At 66.4% G+C, this 21,931-nt stretch carries 19 protein-coding genes; 7 read left to right on the top strand and 12 right to left on the bottom strand.

Annotation, left to right across the window (positions count from 1 at the left end; all coding sequences use genetic code 11):
• Positions 1–214 precede the first annotated feature (214 nt).
• Positions 215–1,375 (top strand): NAD-dependent formate dehydrogenase, encoded by a 1,161-nt coding sequence (locus KEC55_RS32330; protein ID WP_282512804.1) that lies wholly within the window; start codon positions 215–217, stop codon positions 1,373–1,375.
• A gap of 34 nt (positions 1,376–1,409) precedes the next feature.
• On the opposite strand, the gene KEC55_RS32325 is transcribed toward KEC55_RS32330, so the two are convergent.
• From KEC55_RS32325 to KEC55_RS32300, 6 genes are all read right to left on the bottom strand, one after another.
• Positions 1,410–2,834, bottom strand: coding sequence for a PLP-dependent aminotransferase family protein (locus tag KEC55_RS32325; RefSeq protein WP_282512802.1), 1,425 nt, complete (start codon positions 2,832–2,834; stop codon positions 1,410–1,412).
• Between the two features lie 290 nt (positions 2,835–3,124).
• Positions 3,125–3,379 carry a hypothetical protein gene (locus tag KEC55_RS32320; RefSeq protein WP_176051034.1) on the bottom strand — a complete coding sequence of 85 codons (255 nt, stop codon included), beginning with the start codon at positions 3,377–3,379 and terminating at the stop codon, positions 3,125–3,127.
• A gap of 35 nt (positions 3,380–3,414) precedes the next feature.
• On the bottom strand, positions 3,415–3,870 hold the full coding sequence (locus KEC55_RS32315; protein ID WP_282512799.1) for a DUF1269 domain-containing protein: 456 nt from the start codon (positions 3,868–3,870) through the stop codon (positions 3,415–3,417).
• A gap of 69 nt (positions 3,871–3,939) precedes the next feature.
• The gene (locus KEC55_RS32310) at positions 3,940–4,137 is read right to left on the bottom strand and encodes a hypothetical protein (RefSeq protein WP_282512798.1); all 198 of its coding nucleotides are present in this window, start codon (positions 4,135–4,137) and stop codon (positions 3,940–3,942) included.
• 52 nt (positions 4,138–4,189) lie between these two features.
• A complete protein-coding gene (locus tag KEC55_RS32305) occupies positions 4,190–4,639 on the bottom strand; it encodes a phosphate-starvation-inducible protein PsiE (protein WP_282512796.1) in 450 nt (149 codons plus the stop codon).
• Complete coding sequence (locus tag KEC55_RS32300; protein ID WP_282512794.1) at positions 4,636–4,983, bottom strand: LysR family transcriptional regulator; 348 nt, start codon at positions 4,981–4,983, stop codon at positions 4,636–4,638. Before KEC55_RS32300 ends, KEC55_RS32305 begins: the two co-directional genes overlap by 4 nt.
• Positions 4,984–5,359: 376 nt before the next feature.
• On the opposite strand from KEC55_RS32300, the gene KEC55_RS32295 reads away from it, so the two are divergent.
• The 5 genes from KEC55_RS32295 to KEC55_RS32275 all read left to right on the top strand — a co-directional run bounded on the left by KEC55_RS32295 (position 5,360) and on the right by KEC55_RS32275 (position 13,479).
• Complete coding sequence (locus tag KEC55_RS32295) at positions 5,360–6,427, top strand: Dyp-type peroxidase (protein ID WP_282512792.1); 1,068 nt, start codon at positions 5,360–5,362, stop codon at positions 6,425–6,427.
• Positions 6,420–7,235, top strand: coding sequence for a family 1 encapsulin nanocompartment shell protein (locus tag KEC55_RS32290; protein ID WP_282512791.1), 816 nt, complete (start codon positions 6,420–6,422; stop codon positions 7,233–7,235). Before KEC55_RS32295 ends, KEC55_RS32290 begins: the two co-directional genes overlap by 8 nt.
• Positions 7,236–7,343: 108 nt before the next feature.
• Positions 7,344–7,613, top strand: coding sequence for a hypothetical protein (locus KEC55_RS32285; RefSeq protein ID WP_282512790.1), 270 nt, complete (start codon positions 7,344–7,346; stop codon positions 7,611–7,613).
• A gap of 623 nt (positions 7,614–8,236) precedes the next feature.
• Complete coding sequence (locus KEC55_RS32280; protein WP_282512789.1) at positions 8,237–11,077, top strand: ATP-dependent Clp protease ATP-binding subunit; 2,841 nt, start codon at positions 8,237–8,239, stop codon at positions 11,075–11,077.
• A gap of 122 nt (positions 11,078–11,199) precedes the next feature.
• Complete coding sequence (locus tag KEC55_RS32275; protein WP_282512787.1) at positions 11,200–13,479, top strand: FdhF/YdeP family oxidoreductase; 2,280 nt, start codon at positions 11,200–11,202, stop codon at positions 13,477–13,479.
• A 101-nt stretch (positions 13,480–13,580) separates the two neighbouring features.
• Here KEC55_RS32275 and KEC55_RS32270 read toward each other — a convergent pair whose 3' ends face one another.
• Positions 13,581–15,002, bottom strand: coding sequence for a purine-cytosine permease family protein (locus tag KEC55_RS32270; protein ID WP_282512785.1), 1,422 nt, complete (start codon positions 15,000–15,002; stop codon positions 13,581–13,583).
• Between the two features lie 396 nt (positions 15,003–15,398).
• On the opposite strand from KEC55_RS32270, the gene KEC55_RS32265 reads away from it, so the two are divergent.
• Positions 15,399–16,322, top strand: a complete 924-nt coding sequence (locus tag KEC55_RS32265; RefSeq protein WP_282512783.1) for a LysR substrate-binding domain-containing protein — start codon at positions 15,399–15,401, stop codon at positions 16,320–16,322.
• A gap of 57 nt (positions 16,323–16,379) precedes the next feature.
• Here the strand turns inward: KEC55_RS32265 and argE are convergent, their stop codons facing one another.
• From argE to KEC55_RS32240, 5 genes are all read right to left on the bottom strand, one after another.
• Entirely contained in the window at positions 16,380–17,543 is a 1,164-nt protein-coding gene (gene argE, locus KEC55_RS32260) for an acetylornithine deacetylase (protein ID WP_282512782.1), read from the bottom strand.
• Positions 17,536–18,213 (bottom strand): DUF1028 domain-containing protein, encoded by a 678-nt coding sequence (locus tag KEC55_RS32255; RefSeq protein WP_282512780.1) that lies wholly within the window; start codon positions 18,211–18,213, stop codon positions 17,536–17,538. The genes argE and KEC55_RS32255 overlap by 8 nt, the downstream gene beginning before the upstream one ends.
• An 8-nt stretch (positions 18,214–18,221) precedes the next feature.
• A complete protein-coding gene (locus tag KEC55_RS32250; RefSeq protein WP_059545953.1) occupies positions 18,222–18,659 on the bottom strand; it encodes a RidA family protein in 438 nt (145 codons plus the stop codon).
• Positions 18,660–18,743: 84 nt separating this feature from the next.
• Positions 18,744–20,066 (bottom strand): flavin-containing monooxygenase, encoded by a 1,323-nt coding sequence (locus KEC55_RS32245; protein WP_282512773.1) that lies wholly within the window; start codon positions 20,064–20,066, stop codon positions 18,744–18,746.
• Positions 20,067–20,271: 205 nt separating this feature from the next.
• The gene (locus KEC55_RS32240; protein WP_282512771.1) at positions 20,272–21,339 is read right to left on the bottom strand and encodes a tetratricopeptide repeat protein; all 1,068 of its coding nucleotides are present in this window, start codon (positions 21,337–21,339) and stop codon (positions 20,272–20,274) included.
• Positions 21,340–21,931: the final 592 nt, after the last annotated feature.

Below are 21,931 nucleotides of genomic sequence, written 5' to 3'. Positions count from 1 at the left end.
CAGGTAACGATCCCATTATCGACGTCCCGCCTGAAAAGAACAGGTACAGACGCCCCGCAGCGCACGCAAACACGGACTGTAGCTTGCATGCGATCCATGACGGGCGTAGAACGTCATCAACGTTGCGGCGCAACACGCCAGCCGCCCGCGGGGCACGTCGCGTGTCCCGCGCAATCCACGTACCGCCTTCATTTCCTCACCAGGAGCGCTCCCGATGGCCACCGTCCTGTGCGTGCTCTACCCCGATCCCGTCGACGGCTATCCGCCGCGCTACGTGCGCGACGCGATTCCGGTCATCACCCGGTACGCGGACGGCCAGACCGCGCCGACGCCGGCCGGCCCGCTCGGCTTCCGGCCCGGCGAACTCGTCGGCTCGGTGTCCGGCGCGCTCGGGTTGCGCGGCTACATGGAAACGCACGGCCACACGCTGATCGTGACGAGCGACAAGGACGGCCCCGATTCCGAATTCGAGCGCCGGCTGCCCGAAGCCGACGTGGTGATTTCGCAGCCGTTCTGGCCCGCGTACCTGACGGCCGAACGGATCGCCCGCGCGCCGAAGCTGAAGCTCGCGCTGACGGCCGGGATCGGCTCCGATCACGTCGACCTGGACGCCGCGGCGCGCGCGAACATCACCGTCGCCGAGGTCACCGGCTCGAACAGCATCAGCGTCGCCGAACACGTGGTGATGACGACGCTCGCGCTGGTGCGCAACTACCTGCCGTCGCATGCGGTCGCGCAGCAAGGCGGCTGGAACATCGCCGATTGCGTCGCGCGCAGCTATGACGTCGAAGGGATGCATTTCGGCACGGTCGGCGCCGGGCGCATCGGGCTCGCGGTACTGCGCCGGCTGAAGCCGTTCGGCCTGCAACTGCACTACACGCAGCGCCACCGGCTCGACGCCGCGATCGAGCAGGAGCTCGCGCTCACGTATCACGCCGACGCCGCGTCGCTGGCGAGCGCCGTCGACATCGTCAATCTGCAGATTCCGCTGTACCCGTCGACCGAGCACCTGTTCGACGCGGCAATGATCGCGCGGATGAAGCGCGGCGCGTACCTGATCAACACCGCGCGCGCGAAGCTGGTCGACCGCGACGCGGTCGTGAATGCCGTCACGTCCGACCATCTCGCAGGCTACGGCGGCGACGTATGGTTTCCGCAGCCGGCGCCGGCCGATCACCCGTGGCGCTCGATGCCGTTCAACGGGATGACGCCGCATATCTCGGGCACGTCGCTGTCCGCGCAGGCACGCTATGCGGCCGGCACGCTGGAGATCCTGCAATGCTGGTTCGACGGCAAGCCGATCCGCAATGAATACCTGATCGTCGACGGCGGCACGCTCGCGGGGACGGGCGCGCAATCGTACCGGCTGACTTGACGGGACGCGCAACGCGCGGCGCACGACGGCACGTTCAGTCGAGACAGTGTGCGGCGAGCTTGCCGACGGTCACGACCGCCTGCTCGATTTCCGGCGACCACGGGCTGCTGTAGTTCAGGCGGATGAAGTTCCGGTAGCTGTCCGCGATCGAGAACATGTAGCCTGGGCCGATCGTGATGCCCCGCTCCAGCGCGAGCTGGTACAGCCGCATCGCATCGACCTGCGCGGGCAGCTCGATCCACAGCACGTAGCCGCCCGCCGGGCTGGAAATGCGCGTGCCTTCCGGAAAGAACCGCGACACCATCGCCCGCATCAGGTTCGCCTGCTGCGCGTATGCCTTGCGAATCCGCCGCAGGTGATGCTCATAGCCGTCGCGTTCGAGAAACTCCGCGATCGCCAGTTGCGGCAGCGAGGGCGTGGCGAGCGTATTCAGAAACTTCAGCTTCTCGACCTGCTCCCGATAGCGGCCCGGCAAGGCCCAGCCGATCCGGTACGCAGCCGTCAGGCTCTTCGAGAACGACGAGCAGTGCAGCACGATGTCGTGGCGGTCGAACGACTTCAGCGTGCTCGGATGCATGTTGCCGAAGTACAGTTCGTTGTACACGCCGTTCTCGATGATCGGCAGGTCGGCTTTCGTTGCGAACGCTACCAGTTCGCGCTTGCGCTCGTCGGGCATCTGGAAGCCGAGCGGGTTCTGGAAGTTCGGCATCACCATGCACGCAGCGATCGGCTGCGACTTCGCGATCGCGGCCAGCGCGGCAATGTCGATTCCGTACTCCGGATGCGTCGCGACCTCGATCGCCTTCATCCCCATCCGCTCGATCGCATGCAGCATCGCGTAGAACGTCGGCGACTCCACCGCGATCGTGTCGCCCGGCTTCGCAACGGCCTGCAAACACAGGTTGATCGCCTCCGTCGCGCCGACCGTCACGATGATCTCGTTCGGGTCCACCGACATGCCGTTTTCCAGGTAGCGGCGCGCGATTTGGCGAATCAGCCGCGGATGGCCGGGCGGCAAGCCGTCCGTCACGCCCCACAACGATTTGTCGCGGCCGGCGGCGTACGCATAGCGGTTCAGCTTCTCGAACGGAAACAGGCTCGGGTCCGGATACGGCGAGCCGAGCGGCACCGCGTCGTCGGTGCCGATCGAGCGCAGCGTCGACAGCACGAGCCGGCTCACGTCGACCGACGACGAGATCGCGATCGGCTTCGACGGCCGCAGTTCGCGCACCGGTGCGTGGCTGTCGTCGCGCCGCAGGTTCACGAAATAGCCCGACTGCGGCCGGCTTTCGAGCAGCCCGCGACTTTCCAGCAGCAGGTAGGCATGCAGCACGGTCGTGATGCTGATCCGGTGCTGCTGGCTCGCCTGCCGCACCGAGGGCACACGATCGCCGTGTCGATATACGCCTTGCCGGATGAGTCTCTCTATGTCGTTTGCAAATTTCTCGTAGAGCTTCATCCGCCTCGCCCCGCCAGCGGTGAACCGGCCTGCGATGCATGGGCGGCACGGCCGCGCCGACACACGAAGCCGGGTAGCCGTGCCCGGGCGCGGGCGTCCCGGTTCGAACCTCGTCCGTTACCGAAATTGAAGGCGGGTAGCAATGCGAATCTCATCAAGACAAGGTTCGGCATCCTACTGCGTCATTTCGACGAATGTAAGTGACAGTTTGGCGAGGAAACCTCAAATCCGGCGCGCGTGGTGAACAGATTCGCACGCGACGGCGCGAGCCTGAACAGGCCCGCATGCACTCACGCGTCGTCGACGTTGTCCGCGTAATGGTCGATCGCGACCTTGCACTCGTCGAACACCACCGTCAGCAGCGCGACGTCGTTCGACTCGACCCACTTGCGGATCTGCAGGAACTGGCCGGTGCCGAGATCGGCGAGGCGGCCCGGATCGTCGGTCGTCACGTCGACGGTCGCGATCGCGCGGTTGCCGTTGCCGGGCAGCGGCGCCAGCGTCGCCGCGATGTCGAAGCGGCGGTACGATTGATCGATGCGCATGCGGTTCTCCCGAAGTGGTTCGAAATAATGTGTGCTCAACCGAGCGCCTGGCGGAACACCTTGCCGCCGAATCCCGTCACGACGTTGTCGACCGAGAACGGCGTGTCCTCCTTCGCCTCGACGATGACCGCGACGCTGCCGGGTGCAAGCCGCGCGGCCACTGCCTCGACGAAGCTGCCGTCGAGCAGCGCATTGCCGGCCGCATCCGCGAGGATGCCCGCGCCCGCGCCTGCTGCCATGCCGGTGACCACGCCGAGCGGCCCCGCCAGCAGGCCGAGCAGGCCGCCCGCGATCGCGCCGATCACGCCGCCCTTGAACGGTCGCGATTCAGCCGCAAGCACCGCGAGCTTGCCGGCCGCGTCCTTCTCGACGACGACGCCGTTCTCGATGTGGAATCCTTCATTCTTCTCCGACAGCGCCTCGAAATCGTTCACGGCCCGATGGGCCGTGTCGACGCTGCCGAACACGGCGACGATCAGTTGCTTGGTCATTCGACACCTCGCTCGGTTGGATGATCAGGTATAGCGGCCACAACGCGTGCGGCACACCGCGGTTCGCCTTCAGATGCCCGTTGCCGCGACGCGTGCGCGGGCCGCATCGGCATACGCATGCGCGGCCGCCTGCTGCAGCCCGGCGACCGATGGCGCACGTGCGCGCGCGGCATCGGCGTCGTACGCGTCGCGTGCCTGCCGGTAGGCGTCCGACGATGCGCGCTGCAATTCGATGGCCTGCGTCGTTGCGACGGATTGCGGTTTCATGCAACACCTCCTGCGGAAACATGGCGAACGCAAGCGTCATGCCGCTTGCCGGTTACCTGCGCGCGTGCACATCGTCCTCGACATCGTCGACGTCCGCCGGAAAGCGATGCTGCCCGAAACTGAGGATCAGCACGCCGACCGCGAGCAGCACGATCCCGAAGGTCGTCATCAGCATCCGCTCGGGGCTGTCGGTCGCGCCGCGCAGGATCAGGTCGCGTGCAAGCGACGTCATCGCAATGAACAGAGGAAACCGCACCGGCAGCCGGCCGAGCCGCAGGTAACGCACGTCCATCGCGAGCACTTCCAGATACAGGAACATCAGCAGCAGGTCGGTCAGCGACACCTCGCCCGCGAGCACGACCTTCCACGCTTCCTGCGTCATCGCGAACGCGGTCGCGAGCCCGATCACGATCAACCCGGCCAGCTCGGCCGCGTGAAGGAAGTGACCGAAACGGCGACGGATGCGCTCGGCCGGCGAACAGGAAATGGTAGACGTATTCAAGGCGACAGTCGGTGTGAGGGGGCGTAAGCGGCGCCTGGCGGCGGGAAATCGGGGCAATGCGCGGCATCGCATGCATCCGGCACAGGCACATGAGCCACACCGGTCGCCTGCTCGACCGCGGACAGCGTGCGGCGGCAGCACACGTGGAACGCGTCGCCCGCGTCGGTGCAGGCCACATCGTCGTGCTCGCGGCACAGCAGCAGGCGGCAGCCGAGATAGCGTTCGAGCGAATCGATCCGCTCGCTCACCTGCGCCTCGCCGAGCCTCAGCTCCGCCGCGGCGCCGGACAGGCCGCCGTGCTCGACCACCGCGACAAACACTCGCATCGCTTCCAGCAGGTTCATGGTGACGCTCCTCGTCGGCGGCGCAGCGGGACCTAATCTACTGCACGCGGCACGCACGCTCAAGAGCACAGCGCCGTGGGCGCCAGGAGTACAGCTGCGCGGGCCCCGCGCAAAATCCGGCCCTGTTTGACGCAATCGAATGACAGATTGACGATACGTGTTCCAAAGACCTGCCGAAGCTGCTAGATTGCATGCTCGACGACGTTACGCGGTGCGGGCAGGTCACGCGCCGGGCGGCCGGCCGCCGCTGCTGCGGCCCGTTGCGCGATGCCCGCGCAACGTCCTTCATCCGCATGTCACAAAGAGAACAGTCGCATGACACAGTTCAACCGAGCGCCCTCGCGCGCCGCGGCAGCCGCGGCCCGTCCGTCCCGACATGACTGACCGGCAGGCCGCGATGCAGACTCCTCCCCCGCTCTCCCAGGCCGTTCACAGCACGATCACGCGCAGCGCGATCTTCCTCGTGGCGACGATCAATCCCGGTGCCGATCACGCTGACACGATTCGTTCATGGTGCGGCGACATCGCCGCGCTCGTGCGCTCAGTCGGCAAGCGCGTGCCGGGCGGCAACCTCACGTGCGTGTGCGGCTTCGGCGCCGACGCGTGGGATGCGCTGTTCGGCGATCCGCGCCCCGCGTCGCTGCATCCGTTCCGCGAATTCGGCGCCGGCCAGCGCGTCGCGGTCGCGACGCCCGGCGATATCCTGCTGCACATCCGCGCCGAAGCGATGGACCTGTGCTTCGAACTCGCGACGCAACTGCTCGGCGCGCTCGGCGATGCGGTGACCGTCGTCGACGAGGTGCACGGCTTCCGCAATTTCGACCAGCGCGCGATGATCGGCTTCGTCGACGGCACCGAGAACCCGGAAGGCCGCGAGGCGGTCGACTTCACGGTAATCGGCGACGAGGACGCGGAATTCACGGGCGGCAGCTACGTGATCGTGCAGAAGTACCTGCACGACATGGCCGGCTGGAACGCGCTCGCGGTCGAGACGCAGGAACGCATCATCGGCCGCACCAAGCTGTCCGACATCGAACTCGCGCCGGACGTGAAGCCGTCGTGCTCGCACAGCTCGCTGACCACGCTCGACGAAGGCGGCCAGGAAGTGAAGATCCTGCGCGACAACATGCCTTTCGGGCGCCCGGGCGCAGGCGAGTTCGGCACCTTTTTCATCGGCTATGCGCGCTCGCCGGCGCCGATCGAGCAAATGCTCGAGAACATGTTCGTCGGCCGCCCGCCGGGCAACTACGACCGCCTGCTCGACTACAGCCGCGCGGTCACCGGCTCGCTGTTCTTCGTGCCGTCGGCCGACCTGCTCGAAGCGCTCGCCGACCGCGCGGCGCCGGCTGCCAACGCAGCACAACCGGAATCCTCGTCGTCCGCGCCGCATCGCGACGGCTCGCTGAAAATCGGCTCGCTGAAAGGAACCAAAACCCATGAATAACCTGCACCGCGAACTCGCCCCGATCTCGTCGTCCGCCTGGGAACAAATCGAGGAGGAGGTGGCGCGCACCTTCAAGCGTTCGGTGGCCGGCCGCCGCGTCGTCGACGTCGATGGCCCCGAGGGCCCCGAACTGTCGGCCGTCGGCACGGGGCACCTGCTGGCGGTCGCCGCGCCGCGCGAGCACGTGAACGCGCGGCTGCGCGAAGTGCGCACGATCGTCGAGCTGACGGTGCCGTTCGAACTGAGCCGCGAGGCGATCGACAGCGTCGAGCGCGGCGCGCGCGACGCCGACTGGCAACCGGCGAAGGAAGCCGCGCAGCGGCTCGCGTTCGCCGAGGACAACGCGATTTTCGACGGCTATCAGGCCGCCGGCATCGTCGGCATCCGCGAAGGCACGTCGAACCGCAAACTCACGCTGCCGGCGGACGTCAGCGCGTATCCGGACGCGATCAGCGACGCGCTCGAGGCACTGCGCCTCGCCGGTGTCGACGGTCCGTACTCGGTCGTACTCGGCTCGGACGCCTACACCGCGCTCAGCGAAGCGCGCGACCAGGGCTATCCGGTCCTTGGCCATATCAAACGCATCGTTAGCGGCGAGATCATCTGGGCGCCGGCGATCAGCGGCGGCTGCGTGCTGTCCATGCGCGGCGGCGACTACGAGCTGCACCTCGGGGAAGACGTATCGATCGGCTACACGAGCCACACCGACAAGGGCGTCCGCCTGTACCTGCGCGAGACGTTCACGTTCCTGATGCTGACGAGCGAAGCATCGGTGGCCGTGGCGCCGCAGGGCAATACGGCGGCCTGACCCTGCTGCCCGCATGCGATGCCCGAGCCCGGGCGTCGCGCGCGACCGGCCGCACTGCCGGCCGCATGTTCGTCGCCGATCGAGCCCATCCTGCATGGAGAGATTGTCATGAGCGATACGAATGATGCACTGCAGGCGCTGCACGCGTCGGTCGACACGTTGAAGCGGACCGTCGACGCGAACGCGGGCAGCCAGGCTGGCGGCACAGCCGTGCTGTTTACCGTCGTGTCATTGATGCTGGCCGAGTTGCCGCCCGACACGCGCAACCTGATCGAGGATTCGTTCTCCGTCTGGGCCAATGGTCTGCCGAATGCGGCATTGGCGACCGACGTGAAGCAGATCGCCCGGCAACGGCTCGCGATGAAACTCTCCGACTGATCGCGGTTCCCCACGGTTGCGCCATGTCCGGCCCGATCCGTGCAACCCGCCCTCTCCTTCGCCGGCCCTACGGCACGCATCGGCTGCGGTGCGTGCGCGGCCGGACGTAACCGGTTCGCCCACGCCACCGGTGCGCGCGTCATGCCGCGCGCGACCCTCCGCTTCCCCTTCCGAGCGCCGGCGGCCGGCCCCCTGCGCGCCGATGTCGCACCGCGCGCCGTTCGCGTTCCGCTTGCCCCCGCTTCCGGGCACCGCATCCCCCACCCGCCGCGCACGCCCGCGCCGCCGCGTGCGCGCCCGTCTGTACTCCTTGGCGCCCGCGCGCGCATCGATGTGAGGGTGCAATTCACGGCCGGTCCGGCGTGGAACTGTGTCTTGGATGGCCTCCGCCGATTCGCTATTTTGAACGCAGTCGAAGCGATGCCGTGGGCTCCTTGCAGCACTCGCGCTTCCTGCCCCGACCGCGACCGTGCGCCACGCCGGCGCGCGCTGCGCGACCGCACCGGCGCGGCACGCGCGCCGCCGCGCCGCGCGTCGTATGTACGCGGTCGGGACGCGCGAGCGCCGCACCGCATCGGGACTTCACCCTTCGACCCACCTTCACAGACAGGAGCCAGACCACCATGCCCGCACTTTGCGATATCTGCCACGCCCGGCCGGCCGTCGCGCGCGCAACCGTGATGCAGGACGGCGAGCGCAAGACGATCTCGATCTGCGATTACCACTTCCGTCAGCTGATGCGGCATCAGAGCATGCTGAACCCGTTCGATTCGCTGCTCGGCGGCGGCGGCTCGTCGTCGCTGTTCGGCGAGCTCGGCGACGAATCGCCGCTTGCCGCCGAGATTCCGCGCGAATCGGTCGACCCGACCGACGCGTTCAGCGAACAGACGCTCGAACTGCTGCAGCGCGCGGCGGAGAAGGCGCACGAGCTACGCCGCAGCGAGCTCGACTCCGAACACCTGCTGTACGCGCTCGCGGACACCGACGTGTGCGCCGCGCTGCTGAAGGAACTGAAGCTGTCGCCGCACGACATCAAGGCGTACATCGACGAGCATGCGCACACCGGCACGGCCGACCCCGATGCGCCGCTCGACAAGCTGTCGATCTCGCCGCGCGTGAAGAAGGCCGTGCAGTACGCGTTCCAGGCGTCGCGCGATCTCGGCCACTCGTATATCGGCCCCGAGCACCTGCTGATCGGGCTCGCATCGGTGCCGGACAGCATCGCCGGCACACTGCTGAAGAAATACGGCGTGACGCCTGAGGCGTTGCGCCAGAAAGTCGTGAAGGTGGTCGGCAAGGGCGCGGAGGATGGCCGCGTCGATGCGCCGACCGGCACGCCGAACCTCGACAAGTTCGGCCGCGACCTCACCGCGATCGCGCGCCAGGGCAAGCTCGACCCGGTGCTCGGCCGCGCGCAGGAAATCGAGAGCACGATCGAGGTGCTCGCACGCCGCAAGAAGAACAACCCGGTGCTGATCGGTGAACCGGGCGTCGGCAAGACGGCGATCGTCGAAGGGCTCGCCCAGCGGATCGTCAACGGCGACGTACCCGAGGTGCTGCGCGACAAGCGGCTCGTCGAGGTCAACATCAACTCGATGGTGGCCGGCGCGAAGTATCGCGGCGAATTCGAGGAGCGCGCGAAGCAGCTGATCGACGAAGTGACTGCGAAGCAGGACGAACTGATCCTGTTCATCGACGAGCTGCACACGATCGTCGGCGCGGGCCAGGGCGGCGGCGAAGGCGGCCTCGACATCGCGAACGTGCTGAAGCCCGCGCTCGCGCGCGGCGAGCTGAGCCTGATCGGCGCGACGACGCTCAACGAATACCAGAAGTACATCGAGAAGGATGCCGCGCTCGAACGGCGCTTCCAGCCGGTGTTCGTGCCGGAGCCGAGCGTCGAGCAGACGATCGTGATCCTGCGCGGGCTGCGCGACAGCCTCGAGGCGCACCACCAGGTGACGTTCTCCGACGACGCGTTCGTCGCGGCCGCCGAGTTCGCCGACCGCTACATCACGTCGCGCTTCCTGCCCGACAAGGCGATCGACCTGATCGACCAGGCCGCCGCGCGCGTGCGGATCGGCGCGACGTCACGCCCGGTCGACATTCAGGAAGGCGAAGCGCAGATCGCGCAACTGAAGCGCGAGCAGGATTACGCAACCTCGCGCAAGCGCTTCGACCAGGCGAAGCAGTTCGAGGACCAGATCAACGAGAAACAGAAAGCCGTCGACGAGATGATGGAGGCGTGGCAGCGCAAGACCGGCTCCGAGACGCTCGAAGTGACGGTCGAATCGGTGGCCGAGGTCGTGTCGCGGCTGACCGGCATCCCGGTCTCCGAACTCACGCAGGAAGAGCGCCAGAAGCTGCTGCAGATGGAAGAACAACTCCGCGAGCGCGTGGTCGGCCAGAGCGACGCCGTGGTCGCGGTCAGCGATGCCGTTCGGCTGTCGCGCGCGGGGCTCGGCCAGACGCACCGGCCGATCGCGACGTTCCTGTTCCTCGGGCCGACGGGCGTCGGCAAGACCGAGCTCGCGAAGGCGCTGGCCGAGACCGTGTTCGGCGACGAGCAGGCGATCATCCGCATCGACATGTCCGAGTACATGGAGCGGCACGCGGTTGCGCGGCTGATCGGCGCGCCGCCCGGCTACGTCGGCTACGAGGAAGGCGGCCAGCTCACCGAACGCGTGCGGCGCCGCCCGTACAGCGTGATCCTGCTCGACGAGATCGAGAAGGCGCATCCGGACGTCTACAACGTGCTGCTGCAGGTGTTCGACGATGGCCGGCTGACCGACGGCAAGGGCCGCGTGGTCGACTTCAGCAACACGATCATCATCGCGACGAGCAACCTCGGCGCGGCGATCATCATGGACAACCTCACGCAGCCCGAAGCCGCGCGCAAGACCGACAAGGCGGTCCGCGAGGAACTGATGCAGGTGCTGAAGGGCCATTTCCGCCCCGAGTTCCTGAACCGGATCGACGAGGTGATCGTCTTCCACGCGCTGTCGAAGGACAACATCCGCTCGATCGTGCAGATCCAGCTCGATCGCGTGGTGCGTACGGCCGCCGCGCAGGACATCACGCTCGTGATGGGTAGCTCGCTCCTCGATCACCTGACCGAAGTCGGCTACCAGCCGGAGTTCGGCGCACGCGAGTTGAAGCGCCAGATCCGCCAGACCATCGAGACGCGGCTTGCGAAGGAGATTCTTGCCGACCGGCTGAAATCGGGCGACCGGTGCGAAGTCGACTTCGACAAGGACAGCGACGAAGTGAAGTTCAACAAGCTCGCCGCGCCGGAAGCGAAAGACACGAAGGACGCGAAGAAGGACGCCGACGGCAAGGCCAAGTCGAACGGCAAGGCCGCCAAGGCATCCGGCGACGCGAAGGCGGACGACGCGCCCGCCGACGCACCACCGCCCGCGGCGAAGTCCGGCAAGAAGTCGTCCGGCGCGAAGAAGGACGCGCACTAAAAAACGCGTGCCCTGCAATCCGGGGCACGCATGACCGGCTCCGTCCGCCGGACGGAGCCGCCCCACGCCGCGACATGGCGCAACCGAGCCGCCCGCACCGGGCCCGGCTCATGGAGATTCACATGACAAATCGACGCGAAGTGCCAGGCATCAGGAAGTACGATGGGCCCGCCGGCGGTTGGGGCGCGCTTCGCGCGACAGCCGATGCGGTGCGTACGCAGATGGAAACCATCGAGGCGCCGATCGTGCTGATGCGGACCAACCAGCCCGACGGCTTCGACTGCCCCGGCTGTGCGTGGCCCGACAAGGAACACAAGTCGACGTTCCAGTTCTGCGAGAACGGCGCGAAGGCCGTCACGTGGGAAGCGACGACCAAGCGCGTGACGCCCGAGTTCTTCGCGGCGAACACCGTGTCGTCGCTGCTGCGCATGTCGGACTACGAACTGGAGAACATGGGCCGGCTCACGCATCCGCTCGTCTACGACCGCGCAAGCGACACGTTCCGCCCGATCGAATGGGACGACGCATTCGCGCGCATCGGCGAAGTGCTGCGCGCGCTGCCGCCCGAGCAGGTCGAGTTCTACACGTCGGGCCGCGCGTCGAACGAAGCCGCGTACCTGTACCAGCTGTTCGCGCGCGAGCTCGGCACCAACAACTTCCCCGACTGCTCGAACATGTGCCACGAGCCGACCAGCGTCGGCCTGCCGCAGTCGATCGGCATCGGCAAGGGCACCGTCTCGCTGGAGGATTTCGACCACTGCGAGCTGATCATCTCGATCGGCCACAACCCCGGCACGAACCACCCGCGGATGATGGGCACGCTGCACGAGTGCTCGCGCCGCAATGTGCCGATCATCGTGTTCAATCCGCTGCGCGAACGCGCGCTCGAACGCTTCGCCGATCCGCAGGACATGATCGAGATGGCGTCGTTCGGCTCGACGCGCATTGCGTCGACGTACTACCAGGTCGACGCGGGCGGCGACGCGGCCGCGCTGAAGGGCATCATGAAGGCGCTGCTGCAGCTCGAAGCCGAGCGCGGCGACGTGCTCGACCGCGACTTCATCGCGCAGCACACCAACGGCTTCGACGCGTTCTCGACCGACCTCGAAGCCACGTCGTGGGACGACATCGAACGCGCGAGCGGCCTCAGCCAGGCGCAGCTCGAACAGGTCGCGCTCGCGTACGCGAAGTCGAACGCGACCATCATCACGTACGGGATGGGCGTCACGCAGCACAACAAGGGCACGGCAACCGTGCGCCTGATCGCCGACCTGCTGCTGATGCGCGGCAACATCGGCAAACCCGGCGCCGGCGTGTGCCCGCTGCGCGGCCATTCGAACGTGCAGGGCAACCGCACGGTCGGCATCACCGAGAAACCGTCGGCCGAGTTCCTGAAGAAGATCGAGGACGTGTGCGGCTTCACGCCGCCCGCGCATCACGGGCACGACGCCGTGCAGGCGATGCAGGCCATGATCGACGGCACCGCGAAGGCGCTGCTGTGCCTCGGCGGCAACTTCGCGGTCGCGCTGCCCGATCCCGAGCTGTCGTTCCCGGCGATGGCGAAGCTCGACCTGAGCGTGCATCTCGGCACGAAGCTGAACCGTTCGCACCTGCTGGTCGGCAAGGAAACCTTCATCCTGCCGGTGCTCGGCCGCACCGAGCTCGACATGCAGGCTACCGGCCGGCAGTCGATCACCGTCGAGGATTCGATGTCGATGGTCCATGCGTCGGCCGGCAAGCTCAAGCCGGCGTCCGACCAGTTGCGCTCGGAGCCCGCGATCGTCGCGGGGATCGCGCATGCGACGCTGCCGAACAGCAAGGTCGCATGGCTCGACCTGATCGCCGACTACGACCGCATCCGCGACCTGATCGACCGTACGGTATCCGGCTTCGAGGCGTTCAACGAGCGCATCCGCACGCCGGGCGGCTTCCGGCTGCCGCTGCCGCCCACCGAGCGCGTGTGGCCCACACCGACCGGCAAGGCGATGTTCTCGGTCTACAAGGGCGTGAAGGAAGACGCGGACGTACTCGGCGCCGAGCAGGTATTGCGGCTGATCACGCTGCGCAGCCACGACCAGTACAACACGACGATCTACGGGCTCGACGACCGCTATCGCGGCGTGTTCGGGCGGCGTGACGTGCTGTTCATGAACACGGCCGATCTCGCGAAGTACGGACTCGAGCACGGCGACCTCGTCGACATCGAGACGATCACCGCGTCGGGCCGCACGCTGCGCCTCGAGAAGATCACCGCGATCGAGTACGACATCGCGCCGGGGTCGGTCGGCGCGTACTACCCGGAAGCGAACGTGCTCGTGCCGCTCGACTACATCGACAAGGAAAGCGGCACGCCGTCGTACAAGTCGGTGCCGGTACGCGTCGCGCGCTCGGCGGTCGTCTGACCGACGGGCAGGCGCGCGATGCGTAGCTCACCGCGCGCCTGCCCGACTCCTTCCCCCGGCCGCCGCCGCGCCACAACCAAAGCGGCGGCCCTCCCCTTCCTTTAACGCGCCGCCGTCGGCGGCAGATGCGCACCGCCCTGCCGGCGCCGGTACGCGCTGTCGCGCGACGCGAGCCAGTAGTACAGCGGCGACGTCAGCAGCAATCCCACGAGCCACGACAGATCCGCGCCGCCCAGATGCGCGGGAATCGGGCCCGCGTACATCGGCGTGTTCATGAACGGAATCTGCACGAGGATGCCGATCGCATACGCGAGCAGCGCCTGTGGATTGAAGCGGCCGTAGATCCCGCCGTCCACCATGAAGATCGACTTGATGTCGTACTTGCCCTTGTGGATCACGTAGAAGTCGATCAGGTTGATCGCCGTCCACGGCACCAGCACGACCAGCAGCGCGAGCACCAGATCGACGAGGTTGCCGACGAAGTTCGTCGACGCGCCGATCGCCGCGTAGCAGCAACCGACGAAGATCACGACCGACACCACCGCACGCGCCTTCGCGGTCGGAATCCACTTGTACGCGAACGTCTGAACCGACGTGATCACCGCGAGCACCGCGCCGTACAGGTTCAGCGCGTTGTGGCTGATCACGCTCAGCAGGAACAGCACGAGCATCAACGGGCCGAGCGGGCCCGTCGCCTGCTTGACGGCATCCATCGTGTCCATGCCGGCCGGCACCGCGAGCACCGCGACCGCGCCGAAGATGAACGCGAGCGTCGAGCCGATCGTGCAGCCGAGATAGGTCGCCCAGAACGTCGATGCGACGCCGACGTTTTCCGGCAGATAGCGTGAATAGTCCGACACGTACGGCGCGAACGCGATCTGCCACAACGCCGACAGCGACACCGTCGCGAGCCAGCCCGCGAAGTTGAAGCCGCCGCGCGTCAGGAAATCGTCGGTCGTCACGTGCGTGAGGATCATCCAGAAGCCGACGAAGATGCCGATGCCGAGCACCCACGTACCGATGCGGTTCAGGATGTGGATGAACCGGTAGCCGACGATTCCGATCAGCCCCGAGCCCACCGCGCCGATCACGATGCCGACGGGCACCGGCACCGACGACGCGATGCCGTGCACCGACTTGCCGGCGAGCACGATGTTCGACGCGAAGAAGCCGACGTACATCACGGCCGCGATCACCGTGACGAGCAGCGCGCCCCACGAGCCGAACTGCGCACGGCTCTGGATCATCTGCGGGATGCCCATCTGCGGGCCCTGCGCGGAATGCAGCGCCATCAGCACGCCGCCGACGGCCTGGCCGACGACGATCGCGACGATGCCCCACATCAGGTTCAGGTGAAACATCTGCACGCCGAGCGCGCCGGTCACGATCGGCAGCGGCGCGATGTTGCCGCCGAACCAGAGCGTGAACAGGTCGCGCACCTTGCCGTGGCGCTCCGCGGGCGGCACATAGCCGATCGTGTGCTTCTCTATCATCGGGGACGCATTGCGTTCCGCGTTCGTCATGGTGACGTCTCCTGTCTTGCGCGGCGATGCGCGCTTGCCGTTTCCGCCGGCGCGCGTCGGGGTGCGCGCCTGCAACCGGGTCCGGATACGCGAGCGACGACGCGCCGCGTGCACGCGCGGCGGTGTCGAACGAAGCGGACGACGTGCAGGCAGGGACGGATGAGATGCCCCGCCGGCGCGGCCGTTTCGCGATTCTTCGTGATCCAGGTTGGAGACGATGGTGCGCCACGACTATCGCGGCCGGAAAATACTAAAAATATTTCCGCGACATACGAAAAAGCTCTGCAGCGGAAATTCCGGCGCCGATCGACTTCAGGTAAGGTGCCAGGGTCTGTTTCCCTATGGAACGCGCATGCGCCCGCGGCGGCACGCCGGGGCCGGGCATCAGAGGTGCTTGTGGCTCACTACACTTTGCGGCAACTGAAATACTTCATCACGACGGTCGAATCCGGCAGCGTTGCCGAGGCCTCACGCCAGCTCTTCATCGCGCAGCCGTCGATCTCCAGCGCGATCAAGGGGCTGGAGGAGAGCTTCGGCGTGAAGCTCTTCATCCGTCATCACGCACAGGGCGTGTCGCTGACGCCGAGCGGCACGCGCTTTTACCGGAAAGCGCAGGAGCTGCTGCGCATCGCGCACGAGTTCGAACAGAACGCGCTCGCCGACAACGACGTGATCACCGGGCAGATCGACATCGGCTGCTTCGAGACGGTCGCGCCGCTCTACCTTCCGCAACTGATCGCGGGCTTTCGCGAGCGTTACCCGGGCGTGAACATCCGGCTGCGCGACGGCGACCAACAGGAACTCGTGCAGGGCCTGACGTCAGGCACGTTCGATCTCGCGCTCATGTACGACCACGATCTCGACGGCACGATCGAGACCGAGCCGCTGATGCCGCCGCAGCAGCCATACGTGCTGCTGCCGGAGAACCACCGGTTCGCGGGCCAGTCGCACGTATCGCTGCGCGACCTGTGCGTCGAGCCGATGATCCTGCTCGACGTGCAGCCGAGCCGCACCTACTTCGTCAGCCTGTTTCACGAACTTGGGCTCACGCCGAACATCGTGTTCGGCTCGCCGTCGATCGAGATGGTGCGCGGGATGGTCGGCCAGGGATTCGGTTTCTCGCTGCTCGTCACGCGCCCGCACTCCGAATTCACGTACGACGGCCAGCGCGTCGTGACGATCGGTCTCAGCGAAACGGTGAGCCCGTCAGGGCTCGTGAGCGCACGGTTGAGGCGCGGCCAGCTCACGAAGCAGGCGCAGTCGTTTGTCGATTTCTGCCGCGAACGGCTTGCGCAGATCGTTGCGGAATCGGCTCGATAGAGACAAATGGAAAACGCACGCGCCGCAGGGTGCGGTGCGTGCGTTTCGCTTGCAAGTTCAGACCGCCGATGAAAGATGCGCGGCCAGGCGACCCAGCATCGCGTCGCATCCCTGCAGCTGTTGGAGCGTGACGAACTCGTCGGGCTTGTGCCCCTGGTCCATGCTGCCGGGCCCGCACACCACGGTCGGAATCCCAGCCTGCCCGAACAGCCCGCCCTCGGTGCCGAACGCAACCGTGCCGAACGCATCGGAGCCGCTCAGCATCGCGAGCAGGCGCGCGGCTTCGCTGTCCGGCGCAGTGGCCAGCCCCGGATACGCGCCCAGCGGCTGCAATTGAATGTCGGTCTCGGGCTGCACCGCACGCATCTTCGGCAACAGTTCGGATTCCGCATAGTCCTGCAGCTTCCTCGGCACGTCGTGCGCATCGAAATCCGGCAGCGCGCGCACCTCGAAATCGAATTCGCATTCGGCCGGCACGATGTTCAACGCACGGCCGCCCTTGATCAATCCCGTCTGCACGGTCGAGAACGGCGGATCGAAACGGCTGTCGTGCCGCTCGGGCCGCGCGAGCGCCGCGCCGATCTCGCCGAGCCGGCCGATCAGCTTCGCCGCATAGTCGATCGCGTTGACACCCGACGGCGCGTACGCCGAGTGGCATGCGGCGCCCTTCACATGGCAGCGCATCGCGAGCTTGCCCTTGTGACCGAGTACCGGCTTCAGTTCGGTCGGCTCGCCGATCAGGCACAGACGTGGACGATGTTCGCGCGCGGCCAGTGCTTCGAGCATCGGCCGCACGCCGAGGCAGCCGACTTCCTCGTCGTACGAGAACGCGAGATGCACGGGCAGGCTCAGCGGCCGTGCGACAAAAGCCGGAACGGCCGCGAGCGCCGACGCGATGAAGCCCTTCATGTCGGCCGTGCCGCGGCCGTACAAGCGGCCATCGCGCTCGGTCAACCGGAACGGCTCGACCGTCCACGCCTGCCCGTCCACCGGCACCACGTCGGTATGGCCCGACAGCGCGATGCCGCCGCGATCGCGCGGCCCGATCGTCGCGTACAGGCTCGCCTTCGTGCGCTCCGCGTTGTAGAACAGTTCGCTCTCCACGCCACAGCCCGCGAGATAGTCGCGGATGAAGCCGATCATCTCGAGGTTCGAATCGCGGCTGACCGTCGCGAAGCCGATCAACCGTTCGAGCAGCGCTCGGCTCGACGTATCACTCATCGCCCGGCACTCCGTAGCTCGGCGCGGCGGTCGGGTTCAGCGCACGCGTCTGGTAGTCCTGCATCTGCGGCCGATACGCACGCCAGAGCGTCTCGAGCTGCCCGACCGGATCGGCATCGGCCCAGTCGACGCGCAGGTCGACGATCGGCCAGGTCACGTCGCCGGCCACCTTCAGCGCGGCCGAATGCACCGGCCCGGCTTCACCGCCGGCTGCCATCGCCGCGTGCATCGCGGCCAGCAGACGATCGGCGAGCAGGCCGGGCGCCTGTTCGAAAGCCCGCACCATCGCGTCGATCACGGCAGGCGCGGCCAGCAAGTTGCCGGCCGCCACGCACTGCTCGCCCTGCACCGCGTGATGCGTGCCGAGCGCCTCCTTGCCGGTGAAGCACGCCGTGTGCCCCTGCCCGTCGATCACCGTGACCTGCCGGTACTGGCTCCAGCCGTTCGCACTGAGCGCGCGATCGAGCGCGGCGGCGGGCGCGAGCTGGTCGTGCTCGATCAAGTCGAGAATCTGCGGGCCGAGCGCCGGCAGCGTGATGTTCTGCGTCGCGACCGCGCCGACGCCCGCGCGCACCCACGGGCAGCGCGCGCCGACCGCGATGCTCGACGAGCTGATCGCGATCCCGAGCTGACCCGTCTCCGGGCAGCGCCCGACGATGGAGAAAGTCATGTCGCCTCCTATGCGCGGTTCGGCTGCCAGTTGTCCGGGATCACGGCGATCACGTCGATCTCCATCAGCCACTGCGGCTGACCGAGCGCCGACACGACGAGCCCTGTCGAGATCGGATACACGCCCTTCAGCCACTTGCCGACTTCCTGGTAGACCGGCTCGCGATAACGCGGATCGATCAGGTAGGTCGTCGTCTTCACGATGTGCGTGATGTCGCTGCCGGCTTCCTCGAGCAGCTGCTTGACGTTCTTCATTGCCTGCTCGGCCTGTGCGCGCGCGTCGCCAAGGCCGATCAGGTTGCCATCGAAATCGGTGCCGACCTGGCCGCGCACGTAGACGGTGTTGCCGGCCCGCACGGCCTGGCACAGGTCGTTGTCGAGCGTCTGGTTCGGGTAGGTATCCTTCGTGTTGAACATGCGGATACGCGTATGGGTAGGCTGGCTCATCGAGGTCCCTCGAGTGTCGGTGTGTTCGCCCGCCGCGCCGGAAGCATTCGCGGCGCGGCGGGTTCGTGTCTGTTCGTCAGGTGGTCAGCTCGTCGCTTCGGCGAGCGGGCGCGCGTCGGCCGGTGCTTGCGAAGCGGCGGCACGGTGCTGCGACGCGTCGTGGTACGCGAGGTACTTTCGTTGCGTGACGATGTGATCGGCGATGTGCTTCGCGTCGTGCCACACGCCCCAGATGAAGCTGGAGCCGCGCCGCGACAGCCATGGCAGCCCGACGAAATAGATGCCGGGCTCCTTCGACACACCGCGCTGGTGCTGCGGTTTGCCGTTCGGCGCGAACGCATCGACGTTGAGCCAGCCGTAGTCGACCGCGTAGCCGGTCGCCCAGACGATCGACGTGACGCCAGCACCGGCGAGGTCCAGCGCGAGGATCGGATGCGCGACGCATTCGGGGTTCGGCAGGATGCGGCGTGCTTCCGGCTCTTCCGGCAGGTCGAGGCCGTTGCGTGCCGCATAGGCGTCGGCCGCGTCGAGCAACGACAGGTAGTTTTCGTCGCCGCGGGCGAGATTGATCGCGAGATCGCGTTCGAACACCGCCACGCCGCCGTCGAACGACTTCGTCAGCCCGACGAGCGTCACGCCCTGGTTCGCGAGCGCGCGGAAATCGACCGTGTGGCCGCCGCGCGCGCCGCTCACCGCGATCGTCACGTGTTCGCGGCCGGGCGTCGCGATTTCCTTGTCCCATTCGCCGAGCACGCCGAGCCACCAGCAGAAGTCGCGGCCGCGATACGCGCGCGGCGGGCGATCGTGCGGCCCGACCGACAGGTACACCTGCCGGCCCGCGCGCTGCAGTTCGTCGGCGATCTGCACGCCTGACGAGCCGGCGCCGACCACCAGCACCGCGCCTTCCGGAAGCTGGCCCGGGTTGCGATAGTCGGCGGAATGGATCTGCACGAGGCGCGCGTCGTCCGGCGCGATCGGCGGGATGACCGGACGCTGAAACGGCCCCGTCGCGACGACCACGCGATTCGCCTCGATCGTGCCGTCGGAGGTCTCGACGACGAAGCCCGGCTTGCCCGTGTTGCGCACGACGCTCTTCACTTCGACGCCGGTTCGGATGGGCGCGTTGAACTTGCGCGCATACGCTTCGAAGTAGTCCGCGACCTGGTCTTTCGACGCGAACGCGTCGGGATCGAGACCGTCGAATTCGAGCCCCGGGAAGCGGTCGTGCCACGCCGGGCCGTTCGCGACCAGCGAATCCCAGCGCCCCGTGCGCCAGCGTTCGGCGATGCGGCTGCGTTCCAGTACCAGATGGGGCACGCCCAGCTTGCCCAGGTGCTCGCTCATGGCCACGCCGGCCTGCCCGGCGCCGACGACGAGCGTATCGATTGAGGTTGTTTCGACTGCCACGGCTGTCTCCTTCGGAAGTGCGGCTCAGTGCGATGGTCTTGCTGTCGCGTGAGTTGGAATGGAGACATTCTGCGGACAGGCCGCTTACGGCGAAATGATGATTTTTGTTGGTGTTGACGAGCAAAAAGCTGGGGCGGGTGAGTGGCTCGCCCGTCCGGCGCGCATTTCACACGATCTGGCGGTGACGTTTCGCCCGTTTCGGGCGTCATTCGGATTCGGGCACATGCGCGCGGCCAGTGCGCAACGACGCGGGGTGCACCGCGGGTTGGGTCGGCGACACCGGCGCGGACATCACGGCCTTCGCCGCGTCGATCAACGTCGCCTTGTTGCCGTCCCACTTGGGCAATTTGGCAGGCGGCAGCGGCACAACCTTGTCCAGGTTCGGCAAACGCAGGTCGGGGTCGCGCTCGAGGCGATCGGCAAGAACACTGTAACGCTCGGCCCGGGCACGATCCTTCACGTTGCCGACCACGGGATCACCGTCGTCGAACGCACCGAACAAATAGGCCGCACTCTTGGCGCTGCCGTATTTCGCGCCTTCATGCAAGATCTTGAGAGCCTGCACATTGTCTTCGCCGAGCGATCGGTCGGAACCAACGAGCGTTGTTCCCAGAGCGTATGCTGCATCTCCGCTACCTTGGGCGAATCCACACTCGAGCATGTTGAGCGCAACCTTCCGATTGCCCCAAAAACCGGATTTCGGATCATCGTAAACCGCATCGAGCTTACTACCCAAATAAGCCATGGCACTCGGGCTGCCCTTGTCCGCAGCAAGTTGCCAGAACGCGTACGCACGGCTCGCATCCTGCTTTACCCCGACTCCGTTCATGTAGTACGTACCCATCAGATCGTAGGCCGCGGGTATGCCCAGCTTCATTGCCTGCTCGGTGATCTGCACCGCGCGCTCGGTATTGCGATCGACACCCAGCCCTTGAGCGTAAGCATTTGCGAGGTTCAGCATCGCCTTCCAGTGCTTGCGCTCAGCAGCCTTGCTCCACAATGCGACGGCACCAGCATAGTCGCGCTGGTTCGGCCACAACAACGCGCTCGTCATCGTCATCGCCTGCTGATTCCAGCGGTCCGCATCAGGATCAACGGCCGGCACTACGGCGGCTTCGTGCACGCAATCAAACGTCTCGCGATGCGGATTGAAAGCGTCGAGCGACATATTTCTCGGAAGGGAATCGTTCATCGAGCAAGCGGTACAAGCAAGGAACAGGAAGAGGGAAAACACGCCCGACAGGCGCAAGCGTTTAGACGTTGTTGTACTCATCGGAACTCGCATAATCTGAAAGCGCGCCAGGCTGGCCGAACGCTGGATGCACGGTCGTCTTCAAATGCCATCAGGAAGCCCACCGGCTCCAGACCACGCTTCCTTTGACTGACATTCGATTCCATGAGTGTTTGCCACTTCATGAAAATTTCCTTGATGACCAGGGGATTGCCGTCGCTGCCATCATGTTTGGTCGACGCCCAACCGCATCCGCCCCCAACAAAAAGACACGCAACCAATTGATTTTATTTAATGTTTTATGAACGTTAGCACTGAATCTCAAACGACAGCGCTTGAGACCAACTTTTAATCAGACCATTGCCCTACAATTCTTGACGGTTCGCGAACTGTCAAACTGATAGCATGCGTGCCGCTTCGCAATATGCGATGCGCAGCACGAGCACCTGAATCCATGTGGATCATCTGATCATCCCCCTTTTTGGTACCGCGCGGCCCCATCACTGAATCGCACAGCCGGCGCCGCAATATCGCCGGATGACAAACGACACGTGAACGATCTGTCTGTGACTGTCGCGCGTCGAGTCGACGATCGCATCGGCGACCAGTTCAAACAGGACACCATGCGCTTCGT

Source organism: Burkholderia cepacia (assembly GCF_029962485.1).
Classification (GTDB): Bacteria; Pseudomonadota; Gammaproteobacteria; order Burkholderiales; family Burkholderiaceae; genus Burkholderia.
Note: the sequence above shows the minus strand (reverse complement) of the source record. Positions and strands in the feature narration are given on the sequence as shown.

Coding starts and splice junctions, on each gene's coding strand:
- KEC55_RS32330 (WP_282512804.1), top strand. CDS start 215: ATGGCCACCGTCCTGTGCGTGCTCTACCCCGATCCCGTCGACGGCTAT.
- KEC55_RS32325 (WP_282512802.1), bottom strand. CDS start 2,834: ATGAAGCTCTACGAGAAATTTGCAAACGACATAGAGAGACTCATCCGG.
- KEC55_RS32320 (WP_176051034.1), bottom strand. CDS start 3,379: ATGCGCATCGATCAATCGTACCGCCGCTTCGACATCGCGGCGACGCTG.
- KEC55_RS32315 (WP_282512799.1), bottom strand. CDS start 3,870: ATGACCAAGCAACTGATCGTCGCCGTGTTCGGCAGCGTCGACACGGCC.
- KEC55_RS32310 (WP_282512798.1), bottom strand. CDS start 4,137: ATGAAACCGCAATCCGTCGCAACGACGCAGGCCATCGAATTGCAGCGC.
- KEC55_RS32300 (WP_282512794.1), bottom strand. CDS start 4,983: ATGAACCTGCTGGAAGCGATGCGAGTGTTTGTCGCGGTGGTCGAGCAC.
- KEC55_RS32295 (WP_282512792.1), top strand. CDS start 5,360: ATGACTGACCGGCAGGCCGCGATGCAGACTCCTCCCCCGCTCTCCCAG.
- KEC55_RS32290 (WP_282512791.1), top strand. CDS start 6,420: ATGAATAACCTGCACCGCGAACTCGCCCCGATCTCGTCGTCCGCCTGG.
- KEC55_RS32285 (WP_282512790.1), top strand. CDS start 7,344: ATGAGCGATACGAATGATGCACTGCAGGCGCTGCACGCGTCGGTCGAC.
- KEC55_RS32280 (WP_282512789.1), top strand. CDS start 8,237: ATGCCCGCACTTTGCGATATCTGCCACGCCCGGCCGGCCGTCGCGCGC.
- KEC55_RS32275 (WP_282512787.1), top strand. CDS start 11,200: ATGACAAATCGACGCGAAGTGCCAGGCATCAGGAAGTACGATGGGCCC.
- KEC55_RS32270 (WP_282512785.1), bottom strand. CDS start 15,002: ATGACGAACGCGGAACGCAATGCGTCCCCGATGATAGAGAAGCACACG.
- argE (WP_282512782.1), bottom strand. CDS start 17,543: ATGAGTGATACGTCGAGCCGAGCGCTGCTCGAACGGTTGATCGGCTTC.
- KEC55_RS32255 (WP_282512780.1), bottom strand. CDS start 18,213: ATGACTTTCTCCATCGTCGGGCGCTGCCCGGAGACGGGTCAGCTCGGG.
- KEC55_RS32250 (WP_059545953.1), bottom strand. CDS start 18,659: ATGAGCCAGCCTACCCATACGCGTATCCGCATGTTCAACACGAAGGAT.
- KEC55_RS32240 (WP_282512771.1), bottom strand. CDS start 21,339: ATGAGTACAACAACGTCTAAACGCTTGCGCCTGTCGGGCGTGTTTTCC.